This window comes from Paenibacillus sp. FSL R5-0378 (assembly GCF_038009285.1).
Taxonomy (GTDB): Bacteria; Bacillota; Bacilli; order Paenibacillales; family Paenibacillaceae; genus Paenibacillus_AQ; species Paenibacillus_AQ favisporus.
On record NZ_JBBPAY010000001.1, the window covers coordinates 1,465,978 to 1,482,966 of the forward strand.

The following is a 16,989-nucleotide window of genomic DNA, read 5'->3' on the forward strand; positions in this document are numbered from 1 at the left end:
GCAAAGAGGGGAACGGATATGTTCAAGCACATGAAATCGGATATCCAAACCGTATTCGAGAATGATCCGGCGGCCAGAAGTCTGTTCGAGGTCATTTTCACCTATTCCGGACTGCATGCCATCTGGGCTCATCGGGTTGCGCATGCACTGTACAAACGCCGGTGGTATACGCTGGCGCGCGTGATTTCCCAGGTCAGCCGTTTCATGACGGGGATCGAGATTCATCCCGGAGCGAAGATCGGCAAGCGCCTGTTCATCGACCATGGCATGGGTGTGGTCATCGGGGAGACCTGTGAGATCGGGGACGACGTCGTCATTTACCAGGGCGTTACCCTCGGGGGCACCGGGAAGGAAAAAGGCAAACGGCATCCGACCATCGGCAACAATGTCGTCATTGCGTCCGGCGCGAAAGTGCTGGGATCGTTTACGGTCGGCGACCAGTGCAACATCGGAGCCAACTCGGTCGTTCTGAAGGAAGTCCCCTCGAACAGCACGGTGGTGGGCATTCCGGGAAGAATCGTGAAGCAGGACGGGCGCCGGGTGGACCGTCTAAGCCACCAGCTGCCTGACCCGATCGTCGATTCGCTGCGCAGCATGCAGCAGGAGATCGAACAGCTTCGCGGTGAATTGGAAAGACTACAAACGGAAAACAACCGGCTGCAGCAGGAGGAAACCCCGGCTGGAGCACGTTCGAAATAAAGAAGCAGCGAATTTCATGGATGAAAGGAAATGTGGATATGTCCCTTCAAATTTATAATACGATGATCCGGGCGAAAGAAGAGTTTGTGGCGAAGCAGCCGGGAAAAGTGAACATGTACGTGTGCGGTCCGACCGTATACGACTACATTCATATCGGGAATGCGCGTCCGATGATCTTTTTCGACGTCGTTCGCTCGTATCTCGAGCAGATCGGCAACGAAGTCAATTACGTGGTGAACTTCACGGACGTGGACGACAAGCTGATCCGCAAAGCCGAGCAGATGAACAGCACCGTGCCGGTGGTGGCCGATACGTTTATTAAAGCGTACTACGAGGACCTCGACGGGCTGGGCATTCATAAGGCGACGATCAACCCGCGGGTGACGGAGAACATGGATAACATCATCGCCTTTATCAAGGAGCTGGAAGACGAAGGCTTCGCTTATGAAAAAGGGGGCGACGTTTTCTACCGGACCGGCAAATTTGCGGGTTACGGCAAGCTTTCGCATCAGAAGCTGGAGGAGCTGCAGTTCGGCATCCGGATCGGCGTCGACGAGCGGAAGGAAAGCCCGGAAGACTTCGTGCTTTGGAAGGCGGCGAAGCCGGGGGAGATTTACTGGGCAAGCCCTTGGGGCGACGGCCGCCCTGGCTGGCACATCGAATGCTCGGCCATGGCCCGCCGCTACCTTGGCGACACCCTGGATATCCACGGAGGCGGACAGGACCTGCAGTTTCCGCATCACGAGTGCGAAATTGCGCAGTCGGAAGCTTTGACCGGTAAGCCGCTGGCCAACTACTGGATGCATAACGGGTACATCAAGATCAATAACGAGAAAATGTCGAAATCGCTCGGAAACGGCATTTTGGTCAAGGATTTGCGCGCCCAATATAAAAAAGAAGCAATCCGCTACTTCATGCTGTCCACGCATTACCGCAATCCGCTCAACTTCAACAGCGAGACGATGGATCAGGCGATGAACAGCGTGGAGCGGATCGCCAACGCCGTCACGAATATGAAGCACCGCCTGGATACGGTGGCTCCGGACGGAAACGGTCCGGTCCGCGAATCCGTGCAGCAGAAGCTGGATGCGATTCTCGCTTCCTACTATGAAAAAATGAACGATGATTTCAATACGCCGGATGCGATTACCTCCGTATTCGAATGGGTGAGCGAAGCCAATCTGCTGCTTCAGGAGCCTGTGGCGAACCCTGCGGAACTGCAGGCGATGCTGGCGGCTTTTGACGAATTGAACGCGGTGCTGCGGCTCTATTTCGAGGAAAAGGCCGAGCTTCTGGACGAGGAAGTGGAGCAGCTGATCGCCGAGCGTGCCGAAGCCCGGAAGAACAAAAACTGGGGCCGCGCGGATGAAATCCGCGACGAGCTCGCGGCCAAGGGAATTCTGCTGGAGGATACGGCGCAGGGCATGCGCTGGCGCCGCAAATGAGCGGGGCGGACGGCAACGAACTGCTGCCGGAAAGTGCGGGAAGCTGGATGTTCAGCTACCCGCCATCCAAGCCGGCCCGGCTGATTCCGCCAATCGTCTTGGCTTATATTGGCGATGCTATCTATGAGGTGGCCATCCGCCAATATTTGATTTCCAAGACGAACCTGCGGCCCAATCAGCTGCACCGTTCGGCGACCGGACTTGTCTCGGCCAAGGCCCAAAGCCGGATTATCGGCGCGCTGGAGGAGATGCTGACTGAAGAGGAGCGCGACGTAGTCCGCCAAGGCCGCAACGCCAAGTCGGGCACCATTCCGAAAAATGCCGATGTGCTGGAATACCGGCATGCCACCGCGTTCGAGTCCCTGATCGGATACTTGTACTATACCGGGCAGTTCGAGCGCATGCAGGAGTTAATCGACACGGGGATCAAGTTCATAGAGCAGCAGCCCAAGAAGAAATAAGATGGCAGGCCATCACAGGCAATAAGAATCAGGAGGAAAATCGATGGAGGAAGAAATCATTGCCGGGAAGCATTCGGTCACCGAAGCGCTTCGATCCGGGCGGACGATCAATAAAATATGGATTGCGGAAAATGCCCAAAAGCATCTGACGCAGCCGATCATTTTCGAGGCCAAAAAGCTTGGCGTCGTCATTCAGCAGGTGGACAAGCGCAAGCTGGACCAGATGGCGCCGGGTATGCAGCATCAAGGGGTAGTCGCGCAGGCGGCGCCTTACGCCTACGCCGAAGTGGAGGACATCCTGCAGGCCGCGGAAACCAAGGGGGAAGCGCCGTTCATCTTGCTGTTGGATGAAATCGAAGATCCGCACAATCTCGGCTCGATTCTCCGGACCGCAGACTGCACCGGCGTTCATGGGGTAATCGTGCCGAAACGCCGGTCGGCGCAGGTTACCGCGACCGTGTCCAAGACGTCCGCCGGCGCCGCCGAATACGTCCCGGTCGCACGCGTAACGAACCTGGGGCAGACCATTGAGGAGCTGAAAGAGAGAGGGATTTGGGTCGTCGGTACCGACGTGTCGGCTTCCTCCGAGATGTACGACACGAATGTGTTTGACGGCCCCGTCGCCGTAGTCATCGGTAACGAAGGGAAAGGCATGGGCAGACTGATCCGCGAAAAATGCGATGTTTTGGTGAAACTCCCCATGAAAGGTCAAATCAACTCGCTTAACGCTTCCGTGGCCGCGGGAGTCGTGATGTACGAAGTTCTGCGCCGGCGCCGCACCCAAGGTTAGCCGGAATGGCGGCTTTGCGCGATGTGCTTCTGGTCGATGGCTATAACATGATCGGCGGATGGCCGTCCCTTGCAGAGCTGTCGCAGATCAGCATGCAGGAGGCCAGGGACGAGCTGCTGGCCAGGCTGGCCGATTACCAGGCTTTTTCCGGAAGAAAAGTGATCGCGGTATTTGACGCCTACCGGGTGCCGGGTCTGGGCAAATCCTTTTCGCAGAGCAAGGTCCAGGTGTACTTTACGAAGGAGAAGGAGACGGCGGACGAATGCATTGAGCGTCTTGTTGGAGAGCTGACCCGGCGAAGCAGGCAGATTTATGTGGCGACCAGCGATTTGATCGAACAGCATGTCATCTTCGCGCGGGGAGCGCTTCGCTTGTCCGCCCGGGAGCTGCTGATCGAAGTGGAGAACAGCGAGCAGATGATCCAGAAGCGGATCAAGGAAGATCAGGCCAGATCGACGCGCAATACGCTGGACAGCAAGCTGTCGCCGGACATCCGCGAAATCTTCGAACGATGGCGGCGGGAATAGCCAACTTTTGTATGAAATGACAAATTTGCAGCTCTTGACAATTTTGCTATCGCTGTTCTTTTTTGGATAATCCGTGGTTGACGGCTTGGAGAGCATCATTTATACTGTTCGTATATTTCACGAGTAACGGGTACCTTGCGTTGCAGCCGGGGGGTTTCTTGGTGAGCGTCGACCTTAAAGAGTTAATGTTATCTGATTATGATTACAAGACGGATGAGGACGTAGTCGAATATTTCCGCGAAGGTGACAGTGAAGCGCTGGAGTACTTGATTAACAAGTACCGGAATTTCGTGCGGGCCAAAGCCAGATCTTATTTTCTGATCGGCGCCGACCGCGAGGATATCATCCAGGAAGGCATGATCGGTTTATACAAATCGATCCGTGATTTCAGAGGGGACAAGCAGTCCTCGTTCAAGGCTTTTGCCGAGCTGTGCATTACGAGGCAGATCATTACGGCGATCAAGACCGCGACGAGACAGAAGCATATCCCGCTGAATTCTTACGTGTCGTTGGACAAGCCTATCTATGATGAGGACTCCGACCGTACGCTGCTTGACGTGATTTGCGGCTCGCAGGTATGCGATCCGGAAGAGCTGATTATTAACCAGGAAGAGTTCGTCGGACTCGAGGACAAGATGTCCGAGATTCTGAGCGACTTGGAGCGCAAAGTGCTGATGCTGTATTTGGACGGCCGCTCCTATCAGGAAATTGCGGTGGATTTGAAACGGCATGTGAAATCGATCGATAATGCTCTGCAGCGGGTCAAGCGCAAGCTGGAGAGATATTTGGAAGTTCGCGACAATTGAACAGACGCTAAGGTGAAGAAAGGCTCGTAAGGAGTCTTTTTTTATTCACTCGGAAGTGCCGAGGTTTAACCTCTGGACGAATGAATCATACTGGTAAATGAATGCAGGCGGCTTATGATGAGAAAAAAGGCTTGAAACGACAGGGAATCGTGGTTTTTAAACGCGTATTGACAAGGCCATTCTTTCGTTGACATGGTTTGACCCTTGTGATAAAGTGTTTTAGGTAGGCCTAAATTCGCGTGTTTTAATGAATGAGAGAGCAAAGGCTTCGGCACGAGCTTAATCGTTCATTTCGCAGGAACGGTTTTTTTTCTTTTCAGCGATGAAAAGTTTAGGCTGTTTCCTACTAGGGATCAATATTGACTCTTCTGAAATAGAAGGACGTCTTCGGGAGGTGCACAGCATGCGGGTAATTATCACTTTGGCTTGTACGAATTGCAAACAAAGAAACTATACGACTACCAAAAACAAGCGAAATCACCCCGACCGCATGGAGATGAAGAAATTTTGCAAGTTTTGTAACGAGCAAACTCCTCATCGCGAAACCAGATAGTTTTTTGGAGGTGTAGTCGGCGTGAAAGGTTTCAAGTCTCTGTTTTCCTTTTTCTCTGAAAGCTGGGCGGAACTTAAAAAAGTTCGCTGGCCTAATCGTAAAGAGTTGACGAATTACACGCTTATCGTACTTGGCACCATTGCGATCGTCACGATTTATTTTTGGGTTCTAGATATCGGCATTTCCGCTGTGATCGAAGCGATTATTTAAGAAGGGTCCCGGGTGGCTTGATATGGAAAAAAGATGGTACGTAGTTCATACCTACTCTGGGTATGAGAATAAGGTCAAAGCCAATTTGGAAAAACGCGTTGAGTCCATGGGCATGGAAGACAAGATTTTCCGCGTTCTTGTTCCGATGGAAGAAGAAGTGGTAAACAAGGACGGCAAGAAAAAGGTCGTCATGAGAAAGGTTTACCCCGGATATGTCTTGGTGGAAATGATCCAGACTGACGATTCCTGGTACGTTGTACGCAATACGCCAGGGGTTACGGGATTTGTCGGTTCGACGGGTTCGGGTTCCAAGCCGACGCCTTTGCTTCCGGAAGAAGTGGAACAGATTCTGAAGCATATGGGTATGGAAGAGCCGAAGCCGAAGATCGAATTCGATATTAAAGAATCCGTACGTATCAAAGTTGGTCCTTTTGCGAATTTTGTTGGCTCGGTAGAAGAAATTCTCGTCGACAAGAGCAAGCTGAAGGTACACGTCAACATGTTTGGACGGGAAACCCCGCTTGAGCTGGATTATACTCAGGTGGAGAAGATATAAAGTTCTTCAGGTTTCTTGTGGGAGGGCCTCGAGGCCCGCTAACCACTTTTGAAGGAGGTGTCTTACATGGCAAAGAAGGTAATCAAGGTTGTTAAACTGCAAATCCCTGCAGGTAAAGCGAATCCGGCGCCGCCAGTAGGTCCAGCATTGGGTCAAGCAGGTGTCAACATCATGGCATTCTGTAAAGAATTCAACGCTCGTACCGCTGATCAAGCTGGTCTGATCATTCCGGTTGAAATTTCGGTATTTGAGGATCGTTCCTTTACGTTCATTACCAAAACTCCACCGGCTGCAGTTCTGCTTCGCGTAGCTGCCAAAATCGAGAAGGGTTCCGGCGAACCTAACAAGAAGAAAGTCGCTACCGTTAAACGCAGCACTGTCCGTGAAATCGCTGAGCAAAAAATGCCTGACCTGAACGCAGCTTCCGTTGAAGCAGCTATGCGTATGGTTGAAGGTACTGCACGCAGCATGGGTATCACAATCGAAGACTAATCCGGTTTTTCTTGCGACACCCGGCCTATGAGGCCGGCACATGTGGGAGGAATATCCGCTAAAACCACAAAGGAGGAACAAACATGGCTAAACATGGTAAGAAGTATGTTGAAGCTGCCAAGCTGATCGACAGTGAAGCAGTATACGAGCCAGCAGAAGCTGTAGAGCTTGTGAAAAAGGCTGCGACTGCCAAGTTCGACGAAACCGTTGAAGTTGCAGTTCGTTTGGGCGTTGACCCACGTAAACAAGACCAAGCCGTTCGTGGTGTTGTTGTCCTGCCTCATGGCACGGGTAAAACACAACGCGTATTGGTATTTGCGAAAGGTGACAAAGCGAAGGAAGCGGAAGCGGCTGGCGCAGATTTTGTTGGCGATCAAGACATGATCAACAAGATCCAACAAGGCTGGTTCGAATTCGACGTCTGCGTCGCTACACCTGATATGATGAGCGAAGTCGGTAAACTGGGTCGTCTGCTCGGTGGTAAAGGCCTTATGCCTAACCCTAAAGCAGGAACAGTTACGTTCGATGTTGCCAAGGCTGTTCAAGAAATCAAAGCCGGTAAAATCGAATACCGTCTGGACAAAGCAGGTCAAATTCACGCACCGATCGGTAAAGTATCTTTTGATGCGGCCAAACTGAATGAGAACCTCAAATCTCTCATCGACGCACTCAACCGTGCTAAACCAGCTGCTGCAAAAGGTGTTTATCTGAAGGGGATCGCCGTATCCTCGACGATGGGACCAAGCGCACGCGTGAATACAGCAACCTTTAAATAAGTTATCGTTGACTCGTTCTGAGTTATCTGTTACTATATAAAAGTTGTTGTTTAGGTCCTTGTGACCGACCACTAAAGTTGAATATGCTTACCGTAGACAGTAGGTGCCTAAGGGCTTAATTTCCTACCGAGGTGTTGTGATAGAATATATATGATTTTCCTGCGCTTTGCCCGGACAATCATCATTCATCAGGCCTTCGTAAATCTACGGAGGCTTTTTACTTGCCTATGAAATCGGAGAAGCCAAGAGTACTCAGACTCGAAGCGGACTCCGACGTAGATCGAACTGGCGGCCGGCAAGTCCGGCTGGACAGTCATTGAAACTTTCAGGAGGTGTAGACATTGGCAAACGCAAAAGTGATTCAAGCGAAACAAGAAGCTGTAGATGCGGTAACTGCGAAATTGCGCGAAAGTGCAACGACAGTAGTGGCCGACTACCGCGGATTGAACGTTGCCCAAGCTACCGAACTGCGTAAGCAGCTTCGCGAAGCGGGTGTTGAATTCCAAGTGTTGAAGAACACTTTGCTGCGCCGTGCGACTGCCGCTGCTGAGCTGACTGAACTGGACGAAGTATTGACCGGTCCAACAGCTATCGCATTCAGTGCAGAAGACGCCGTAGCACCAGCTAAAATCCTTAACGATTTTGCTAAGAAGAACGAAGCTTTGAAACTGAAAGGTGCCGTGGTTGAAGGCCGTGTAGTCGGCGTTGACCAAATCAAGGCGTTGGCAGAACTGCCATCCCGCGAAGGTCTCCTTTCCATGCTCCTCAGCGTGCTTCAAGCTCCAGTTCGCAACTTCGCGCTTGCAGTTAAGGCTGTGGCTGAGAAGGAAGAACAAGGAGCGTAAGCTTCCCGTTCTGACAGCTTAAAAGTAAACAAAAAATAATTTTATTATAAAATGGAGGTTCAACCATGAGTAAAGAGCAAATCTTGGAATCAATCAAAGGTATGACTGTTTTGGAACTGAACGACCTGGTTAAAGCAATCGAAGAAGAATTCGGCGTAACTGCTGCAGCTCCAGTAGCTGTAGTTGGCGGCGGCGCTGGCGCAGCTGAAGCTGCTGAGCAAACTGAATTCGACGTAATCCTGGCTAACGCTGGTGCTTCCAAAATCAACGTTATCAAAGCCGTTCGCGAAATCACAGGTCTTGGCTTGAAAGAAGCTAAAGAACTCGTTGACAACGCTCCAAAACCACTGAAAGAAAAAGTGGGTAAAGAAGAAGCTGAATCCGTTAAAGCTAAATTGGAAGAAGCAGGCGCTACTGTAGAAGTGAAGTAATTCCTTCTCAGTTGAAGCACATAGCAAACCCCTTGATCATTCAAGGGGTTTGTTTTTGTAAAACCGCATCCCTTGTGACTAAACGACTAGAACCAGGGGATCCTGTGTAATGAAACCAAGGATTCGGAGGGAAAGCATGTCACAGCATTACTATTCCAACCAGCCCGAAGCCGGACATGACCGGCGGAGTCTGGAAGAGCGACTGCGGGGTGCAGTCTACAAGTTCACGAGCGATGCCGGGGTGTTTTCTAAGAAGGGAATTGATTTTGGCAGCAAGGTACTGATCGAAGCGATGGATATTCCGCAGGGGGCTGAGGTTCTGGATGTGGGCTGCGGGTACGGTCCTATCGGACTGGTGGCGGCAAGACTGGCCGGGGATGGGCATGTGACGATGCTGGATGTGAACAGCCGTGCAGTGGAACTCGCCAAGGAAAACGCCAGGCTGAACGGAATTACGAACGTGACGATTCTGGAGAGCGATCTGCTGCAGCAGGTAGAAGGGAAAGCTTTCGATGTCATCCTGACCAATCCGCCGATTCGTGCGGGCAAGGAAACGGTGCATCGGATTTTCGAGCAAGCGTATGAGCATCTTCATGAAGGTGGAACCTTGTGGATCGTGATTCAGAAGAAGCAGGGGGCACCATCGGCAAAGGCGAAGCTGGAGAGCTTGTTCGCACAGGTGGAGGAAGTCACCAAAGATAAAGGGTACCGGATTTTTAAGGCTACAAAATCTTTTCAATAATATGCAATAGGACTATTGACTTGAAAAATCATGTGTGATATTATTATAAAATGTCAGTATTAGGATAGGCTTCTTGTCTTTAGTTGGCTGAAATGTCAATAGTTTTTATGCGGAGATATGCATAAAATAGGGCATGTCCACGTATAATATGTACATTTTGGGCAAATCTACTGGATATGAAGTCACTTCTATGTTTAGAAGGCAAGACCATGGATAAGTTGCTCTTTGTTCGAAAGCATTCGGGTAAGGGCTTTTCTTTATTTGTGGATGAATCCTCTGCATGAATCCATTATAAGGTTCCAAACAGAGGTTCGCAATCAATTTTTAAAGTGAGTAGACATGAGGGGTGAGTTAAAGTTGGCAGGACATCTTGTTCAGTATGGTCGACGCACTCGGCGAAGTTATGCACGAATTAATGAAGTACTTGAGATTCCGAACCTGATCGAAATCCAACAGAAATCATATGAATGGTTTTTGGAGGAAGGATTGCGCGAAATGTTCCAGGATATCTCGCCAATTCAGGATTTTACGGGCAATTTGGTGCTGGAGTTCATCGACTACAGCCTGGGCGAACCCAAATACACCGTCGATGACGCGAAAGAGCGTGACGTGACGTATGCGGCGCCGCTTCGGGTGAAAGTACGGCTCATCAACAAAGAAACCGGAGAAGTCAAAGAACAGGAAGTATTCATGGGAGATTTCCCGCTGATGACGGAGACCGGTACATTTATTATCAACGGTGCAGAACGGGTCATTGTCAGCCAGTTGGTACGCTCTCCTAGCGTCTATTTCAGCACGAAAGTCGATAAAAACGGTAAGAAAACCTACACTGCAACAGTGATTCCAAACCGTGGTGCCTGGCTTGAACTGGAGACGGATGCAAAGGACATCATGTATGTCCGGATCGACCGTACCCGTAAAATCCCGGTTACCGTTTTGCTGCGGGCGCTTGGTTTCGGCAGCGACGCCGAAATTTTGGACCTGCTCGGCAACGACGAATACATCCGCAACACGCTGGACAAAGACAACACCGATTCCACGGAAAAAGCGCTCATCGAAATTTACGAACGCCTCCGTCCGGGCGAGCCGCCTACCCTCGACAATGCGAAGAGCTTGCTGGTAGCGCGCTTCTTTGATCCAAAGCGTTATGACCTGGCCAATGTCGGCCGCTATAAAATCAATAAAAAGCTGCATATCAAGAACCGTCTGTTCAACCAGCGTCTTGCTGAATCACTGATCGATACCGATACCGGTGAGATCATTGCCGAAGCCGGACAAATGGTGGACCGCCGTCTCCTTGACGAAATCCTGCCGCACCTGGAGAAGAATGTCGGACACAAGACGTACCATGTTGCCAATGGTGTGCTTGATGCCGATGACATTCCGATGCAGAGCATCGACGTATTCTCCCCGATCGAAGACGGCAAGGTCGTTAAAGTGATTGCGAACGGAAATATTGATAAATCGGTTAAACATATTACGCCTGCTGATATTATTTCCTCGATCAGCTACTTTATTAACCTGCTGCATGGCATTGGCGACACGGACGATATCGACCACCTTGGTAACCGTCGTCTGCGTTCGGTCGGTGAACTGCTGCAGAACCAGTTCCGTATCGGTCTGTCCCGTATGGAACGCGTCGTACGCGAAAGAATGTCCATCCAGGATGCGAATGTCATCACGCCGCAAGCCCTGATCAACATTCGACCGGTTATCGCGTCGATCAAAGAGTTCTTCGGAAGCTCCCAGCTGTCCCAGTTTATGGACCAGACCAACCCGCTTGCTGAACTGACGCACAAACGCCGTCTGTCTGCACTCGGACCCGGCGGTTTGACGCGTGAGCGCGCGGGCTTTGAAGTTCGTGACGTCCATCACAGTCACTACGGCCGGATGTGTCCAATCGAGACGCCGGAAGGTCCGAACATCGGCTTGATCAACTCGTTGTCTACGTTCGCACGGATCAACGAATACGGCTTTATCGAAGCTCCGTACCGTTGGGTCGATCCGAAGACGGGTGTTGTAACCGACCAGATCGACTACCTGACAGCTGACGAGGAAGACAACTATGTGGTCGCACAGGCAAACGCGAAGCTGAATGAAGACGGCACGTTCGCGGAGGATATGGTTATCGTCCGTTACAACAAGCAGTCCGACAACATCTTGCCGATGCCGAGCGATCGCGTGGACTACATGGACGTTTCGCCGAAACAGGTCGTATCGGTCGCAACGGCGCTCATTCCGTTCCTCGAGAACGATGACTCCAACCGCGCCCTGATGGGATCGAACATGCAGCGTCAGGCTGTGCCGCTTCTCGTACCTAAAGCTCCGCTGGTTGGTACAGGAATGGAACACAAGTCTGCGAAGGATTCCGGAGTATGTATCGTTTCCAAATATGACGGTGTAGTTGAACGTTCTTCCGCCAACGAAATTTGGGTGCGCCGCATTGAGACCGTGGACGGCAAAGAAGTCAAAGGCGACATCGTTAAACATAAATTACACAAATTTATGCGTTCGAACCAAGGCACATGCATCAACCAGCGTCCAATCGTGAAGAGAGGCGACGTCATTAAGAAGGGCGACATCCTTGCGGACGGACCTTCGACGGAAATGGGCGAGTTGGCTCTTGGACGTAACGTCGTCGTAGCATTCATGACCTGGGAAGGTTATAACTACGAGGATGCCATCCTCCTTAGCGAGAAGCTGGTGAAGGAAGATGTGTACACTTCGATTCACATTGAGGAATACGAATCCGAAGCACGCGACACCAAGCTCGGACCGGAAGAAATTACCCGCGATATTCCGAACGTCGGCGAGGAAGCTCTCAAGAACCTCGACGAGCGCGGAATTATCCGGATCGGTGCCGAAATCAGCGCTGGCGACATTCTCGTCGGCAAAGTTACACCGAAAGGCGTAACGGAGCTGACGGCGGAAGAGCGCTTGCTGCACGCCATCTTCGGTGAGAAGGCGCGTGAAGTGCGCGACACCTCCCTGCGCGTACCGCATGGTAGTGACGGGATTATCGTGGACGTCAAAGTGTTTACCCGTGAGAACGGCGACGAGCTGCCTCCTGGTGTAAACCAACTGGTTCGGGTGTACATCGCTCAGAAGCGTAAGATTTCTGAAGGTGACAAAATGGCCGGACGTCACGGTAACAAAGGGGTCGTGGCCCGCATCCTGCCGGAAGAAGATATGCCGTTCCTGCCGGACGGTACGCCTGTACAGGTCGTACTGAACCCGTTGGGGGTACCTTCCCGGATGAACATCGGGCAGGTTCTGGAAGTCCACTTGGGCTTTGCAGCCATGCGTCTTGGTATTCACGTGGCTACGCCGGTATTCGACGGTGCCAATGAATATGACGTATTTGACACCATGGAAGAAGCCGGCATGCAGCGCAACGGTAAGACGCGTCTGTACGACGGCCGCACGGGCGAGATGTTCGAACGTGAAGTTACCGTCGGCGTCATGCACATGATCAAGCTGGCCCACATGGTTGACGATAAAATCCATGCTCGTTCAACTGGACCATACTCGCTCGTTACGCAGCAGCCTCTGGGTGGTAAAGCCCAGTTCGGCGGACAGCGCTTCGGTGAGATGGAAGTTTGGGCGCTGGAAGCATACGGCGCCGCATATACACTGCAAGAGATCCTGACCGTCAAATCCGACGATGTGGTCGGCCGGGTGAAAACCTACGAGTCCATCGTTAAAGGCGAGAACGTTCCGGAACCGGGTGTTCCTGAATCGTTCAAGGTTCTGATCAAAGAGCTTCAATCCCTCGGTATGGATGTTAAGATCCTGAGCGGTGACGAGCAGGAGATCGAGATGAAAGAGCTCGATGATGAAGACGAGGCAGCCGGCGATAAGCTGAGCCTCAACCTGGAAGGCGAAGAAGTCGGAGTGGAATAAAGACCGTGTGAAGGCGGGCGGGAATACCGTCCGTCCTCATTCACGGTTCAAATCATTAGGACTAGGTTAAGGAGGGTTGCTCCTTGTTGGACGTTAACAATTTCGAATTCATGAAGATCGGGCTTGCATCCCCGGAGAAAATTCGTTCATGGTCCCGCGGAGAAGTGAAAAAGCCGGAAACCATCAATTACCGTACGCTCAAACCGGAGAAAGAAGGCCTGTTCTGCGAACGGATTTTTGGACCGCAAAAAGACTGGGAATGCCATTGCGGCAAATATAAGCGTGTCCGTTACAAAGGCGTAGTCTGCGATCGCTGCGGCGTAGAAGTTACCCGCGCGAAGGTGCGCCGCGAACGGATGGGCCATATTGAGCTGGCAGCTCCTGTATCCCATATCTGGTACTTTAAAGGCATTCCGAGCCGTATGGGTCTCGCTTTGGATATGTCGCCAAGATCTCTGGAAGAGATCATTTACTTTGCATCTTATGTAGTAACCGACCCTGGAGATACGCCTCTGGAGAAGAAACAGCTTCTGTCCGAGAAAGAATACCGCAGCTACCGTGAAAAATACGGCTACGGTTTCCAAGCGGGCATGGGTGCTGAAGCGATCAAGAAGCTGCTGCAGGATCTCGATATCGAAAAGGAACTCGAATTTCTGAAGGAAGAGCTGCGCACGGCTCAAGGCCAACGCCGTAACCGTGCGATCAAGCGTCTGGAAGTCATCGAGGCTTTCCGCAACTCCGGCAACAAGCCAGAGTGGATGATCATGGACGTATTGCCGGTTATCCCTCCGGAACTGCGCCCGATGGTACAGCTGGACGGCGGACGTTTTGCAACGTCTGACCTGAACGACCTGTACCGCCGCGTGATCAACCGGAACAACCGCTTGAAGCGTCTGCTTGACCTGGGAGCTCCGGACATCATCGTTCAGAACGAAAAACGGATGCTGCAGGAAGCGGTTGACGCCCTGATCGACAACGGCCGCCGCGGCCGTCCGGTTACTGGGCCAGGCAACCGTCCGCTGAAATCCCTCAGCCACATGCTGAAAGGTAAGCAAGGACGTTTCCGGCAAAACCTGCTCGGTAAACGTGTTGACTATTCCGGCCGTTCCGTTATCGTCGTTGGTCCGTACCTGAAAATGTATCAGTGCGGTCTGCCGAAGAAAATGGCGCTGGAACTGTTCAAGCCGTTTGTCATGAAAGAACTTGTAAACAAGGGCCTCGCCCATAACATTAAGAGCGCCAAACGTAAGGTTGAGCGCGTGAGTCCGGAAGTCTGGGACGTTCTCGAAGAAGTCATTAAAGAGCATCCGGTTCTGCTGAACCGTGCCCCTACGCTTCACCGTCTCGGTATCCAGGCGTTTGAACCGATCCTGGTGGAAGGTCACGCGATCCGTCTGCATCCGCTCGTATGTACGGCTTACAACGCCGACTTCGACGGTGACCAGATGGCGGTTCACGTTCCGCTGTCCGCTGAGGCACAGGCTGAAGCCCGTATCCTCATGCTGGCCTCCGGCAACATTTTGAACCCTAAAGACGGTAAACCTGTCGTAACTCCTTCGCAGGATATGGTTCTCGGATCTTTCTATCTGACCATGGACAACAAGGAAGAGAAAGGTTCCGGTATGATCCTGAGCTCCGTGAACGAAGCCGTATCGGCTTACCAACGCGGAACCGCAGGTCTGCATGCACGGGTAGCCATTCCGGTAAAAGCGCTTGGTAAAACGAGCTTTACCGACAAGCAGCAGGACGCAATGCTCTTGACGACCGTCGGACGCATCATTTTCAACGAAATTTTTCCGAGCAGCTTCCCGTACATTAACGAAGCAACCCGCGACAATCTGTTCAACGGAACGCCGGAAAAATATTTCGTCTATGAAAAAGGCGCGGACATCCGCGAGCGCATGTACGACCTGCCTATAAGCAGCGCTGTTGGTAAAGAGTATCTGGGTCAAATCATTGCCCGCTGCTTCGAGATTTACCACACGACGGAAACTTCCGTTATTCTGGACAAAATCAAGCAGCTCGGCTTCACGTATTCGACGCGTGCCGGCGTAACCGTTGCGGTATCCGACGTTATCGTTCCTGATGAGAAACAGGCGATCCTGAAGGAATCCGACGAGAAGGTTGCAGTCGTTACAAACCAATACCGCCGCGGCTTGATTACGAACGAAGAACGGTACGACCGCGTTATCGATATTTGGTCCAAGGCGAAGGATGACATTACTGACATCCTGATGAAATCCATGGACCGCTTTAACTCCATCATGCTCATGGTTGATTCCAAAGCACGGGGTAACAAATCGCAGATTACTCAGCTCGGCGGCATGCGGGGTCTGATGGCGAACCCATCCGGCCGGATTATCGAACTCCCGATCAAATCCAACTTCCGTGAAGGCCTGACCGTCCTCGAGTACTTCCTGTCGACGCACGGTGCCCGTAAAGGTCTGGCGGATACCGCGCTGCGTACAGCGGACTCCGGTTACCTGACACGCCGTCTGGTAGACGTTGCCCAGGATGTTATCGTCCGCGAAGAAGACTGCGGTACCGATAAAGGCTTTACCGTCAGCCGGATTCAGGATGGTAAAGAAGTTATCGAGGATCTGTATGACCGTATTGAAGGACGCTACTGCTTCGAGACGGTTCGTCATCCGGAAACCAACGAAATTCTGGTTAACCGCAACGAGCTGATCGATTCGGATAAAGCAAACCTGATCGTCAACTCCGGCGTAACAAAACTGCAAATCCGTTCGGTACTCAGCTGCCGTGCCCGTCACGGCGTATGTAAGAAGTGCTACGGACGCAACCTGGCCACAGGCAAATTCGTGGAAATCGGGGAAGCAGTCGGCATCATCGCCGCGCAATCCATCGGTGAACCAGGAACCCAGCTTACCATGCGTACGTTCCATACCGGTGGTGTCGCAGGGGACGATATTACCCAAGGTCTTCCGCGTATTCAGGAGCTTTTCGAAGCCCGGAATCCGAAAGGTCAAGCAACTATCAGTGAAATCGACGGCGTCGTGAAGGAAATCCGCGAAGCGAAAGACCGTCGTGAAATCGAAGTCCAAGGTGAAGCGGAAACGAAAGTGTACTCCGTTACCTACGGTTCCCGTCTGCGCGTAAGCGAAGGTCAGGAAATCGAAGCCGGCGACGAGCTGACAGACGGTTCCATCGACCCGAAAGAAATGCTGCGCATTAAAGGCATCCGCGGGGTGCAGAACTACATTCTGCAGGAAGTACAGCGCGTATACCGTAACCAGGGCGTAGAAATCAACGATAAGCACGTCGAAGTAATGATCAAGCAGATGCTGCGTAAAATCCGTATCGTCGATGCGGGAGATACACCGCTTCTTCCTGGATCATTCACCGACATTCATGAATATGAAGCAGCGAACAAAGAAGCAATCCTGTCCGGAAAAGAGCCTGCGGTGGCTAAACCGGTTCTGCTCGGTATCACCAAGGCTTCCCTGGAGACCGATTCCTTCTTGTCCGCGGCATCCTTCCAAGAGACGACACGCGTTCTTACCGATGCGGCGATCAAAGGCAAGGTTGACCAGCTGCTCGGCCTGAAAGAAAATGTCATCATCGGTAAATTGATCCCTGCAGGTACCGGTATGAACCGTTACCGCAGCGTCAAGTTCGATGATCCGAACGCCGAAGATCAGGACTCCAAAGAGCTTGAAACGGCAACAGTAGAGTAATAGACTGCTATACAGGCGGTTTTGCGCGGAGGCGGCATGAAAAAGGGCTGCTTCC

Annotated in this window: 16 protein-coding genes and 1 other annotated feature; all 16 genes read left to right on the forward strand. The window is 51.9% G+C overall.

All coding sequences use genetic code 11. The features are described 5' to 3' along the window. Positions 1-18 precede the first annotated feature (18 nt). Complete coding sequence (gene cysE, locus MKY74_RS06440; protein WP_076176714.1) at positions 19-699, forward strand: serine O-acetyltransferase; 681 nt, start codon at positions 19-21, stop codon at positions 697-699. A 38-nt stretch (positions 700-737) separates the two neighbouring features. Beyond that, positions 738-2,144 carry a cysteine--tRNA ligase gene (gene cysS / locus MKY74_RS06445; protein ID WP_076176715.1) on the forward strand — a complete coding sequence of 469 codons (1,407 nt, stop codon included), beginning with the start codon at positions 738-740 and terminating at the stop codon, positions 2,142-2,144. Next, positions 2,141-2,605 carry a Mini-ribonuclease 3 gene (locus tag MKY74_RS06450; RefSeq protein WP_076176716.1) on the forward strand — a complete coding sequence of 155 codons (465 nt, stop codon included), beginning with the start codon at positions 2,141-2,143 and terminating at the stop codon, positions 2,603-2,605. The genes cysS and MKY74_RS06450 overlap by 4 nt, the downstream gene beginning before the upstream one ends. A 43-nt stretch (positions 2,606-2,648) precedes the next feature. After that, positions 2,649-3,395: a 23S rRNA (guanosine(2251)-2'-O)-methyltransferase RlmB gene (rlmB, locus tag MKY74_RS06455; protein ID WP_076176717.1), complete on the forward strand. Its 747-nt coding sequence runs from the start codon at positions 2,649-2,651 to the stop codon at positions 3,393-3,395. A 5-nt stretch (positions 3,396-3,400) separates the two neighbouring features. Further along, positions 3,401-3,922 carry an NYN domain-containing protein gene (locus tag MKY74_RS06460; protein WP_076176718.1) on the forward strand — a complete coding sequence of 174 codons (522 nt, stop codon included), beginning with the start codon at positions 3,401-3,403 and terminating at the stop codon, positions 3,920-3,922. 161 nt (positions 3,923-4,083) lie between these two features. Further along, a complete protein-coding gene (sigH, locus tag MKY74_RS06465) occupies positions 4,084-4,728 on the forward strand; it encodes an RNA polymerase sporulation sigma factor SigH (protein ID WP_076176719.1) in 645 nt (214 codons plus the stop codon). 403 nt (positions 4,729-5,131) lie between these two features. Beyond that, positions 5,132-5,281: a 50S ribosomal protein L33 gene (rpmG, locus tag MKY74_RS06470; protein ID WP_076176720.1), complete on the forward strand. Its 150-nt coding sequence runs from the start codon at positions 5,132-5,134 to the stop codon at positions 5,279-5,281. A 21-nt stretch (positions 5,282-5,302) separates the two neighbouring features. Then, positions 5,303-5,491 (forward strand): preprotein translocase subunit SecE, encoded by a 189-nt coding sequence (secE, locus tag MKY74_RS06475; protein ID WP_076176721.1) that lies wholly within the window; start codon positions 5,303-5,305, stop codon positions 5,489-5,491. 22 nt (positions 5,492-5,513) lie between these two features. Further along, a complete protein-coding gene (gene nusG, locus MKY74_RS06480) occupies positions 5,514-6,047 on the forward strand; it encodes a transcription termination/antitermination protein NusG (protein ID WP_076176722.1) in 534 nt (177 codons plus the stop codon). A gap of 66 nt (positions 6,048-6,113) precedes the next feature. Further along, positions 6,114-6,539, forward strand: coding sequence for a 50S ribosomal protein L11 (rplK, locus tag MKY74_RS06485; RefSeq protein ID WP_076176723.1), 426 nt, complete (start codon positions 6,114-6,116; stop codon positions 6,537-6,539). An 83-nt stretch (positions 6,540-6,622) separates the two neighbouring features. Next, a complete protein-coding gene (gene rplA, locus MKY74_RS06490; protein ID WP_076176724.1) occupies positions 6,623-7,315 on the forward strand; it encodes a 50S ribosomal protein L1 in 693 nt (230 codons plus the stop codon). Between the two features lie 72 nt (positions 7,316-7,387). Next, positions 7,388-7,544: a sequence feature (ribosomal protein L10 leader region), on the forward strand. A 112-nt stretch (positions 7,545-7,656) separates the two neighbouring features. Next, complete coding sequence (gene rplJ / locus MKY74_RS06495; RefSeq protein ID WP_076176725.1) at positions 7,657-8,160, forward strand: 50S ribosomal protein L10; 504 nt, start codon at positions 7,657-7,659, stop codon at positions 8,158-8,160. A gap of 65 nt (positions 8,161-8,225) precedes the next feature. Continuing rightward, entirely contained in the window at positions 8,226-8,591 is a 366-nt protein-coding gene (rplL, locus tag MKY74_RS06500) for a 50S ribosomal protein L7/L12 (protein ID WP_076176726.1), read from the forward strand. A 136-nt stretch (positions 8,592-8,727) separates the two neighbouring features. Then, on the forward strand, positions 8,728-9,333 hold the full coding sequence (locus MKY74_RS06505; protein ID WP_076176727.1) for a class I SAM-dependent methyltransferase: 606 nt from the start codon (positions 8,728-8,730) through the stop codon (positions 9,331-9,333). Positions 9,334-9,690: 357 nt separating this feature from the next. Further along, a complete protein-coding gene (gene rpoB, locus MKY74_RS06510; protein ID WP_076176728.1) occupies positions 9,691-13,236 on the forward strand; it encodes a DNA-directed RNA polymerase subunit beta in 3,546 nt (1,181 codons plus the stop codon). Between the two features lie 83 nt (positions 13,237-13,319). Next, positions 13,320-16,934, forward strand: a complete 3,615-nt coding sequence (gene rpoC, locus MKY74_RS06515; RefSeq protein ID WP_076176729.1) for a DNA-directed RNA polymerase subunit beta' — start codon at positions 13,320-13,322, stop codon at positions 16,932-16,934. The last annotated feature ends 55 nt before the right edge of the window (positions 16,935-16,989 follow it).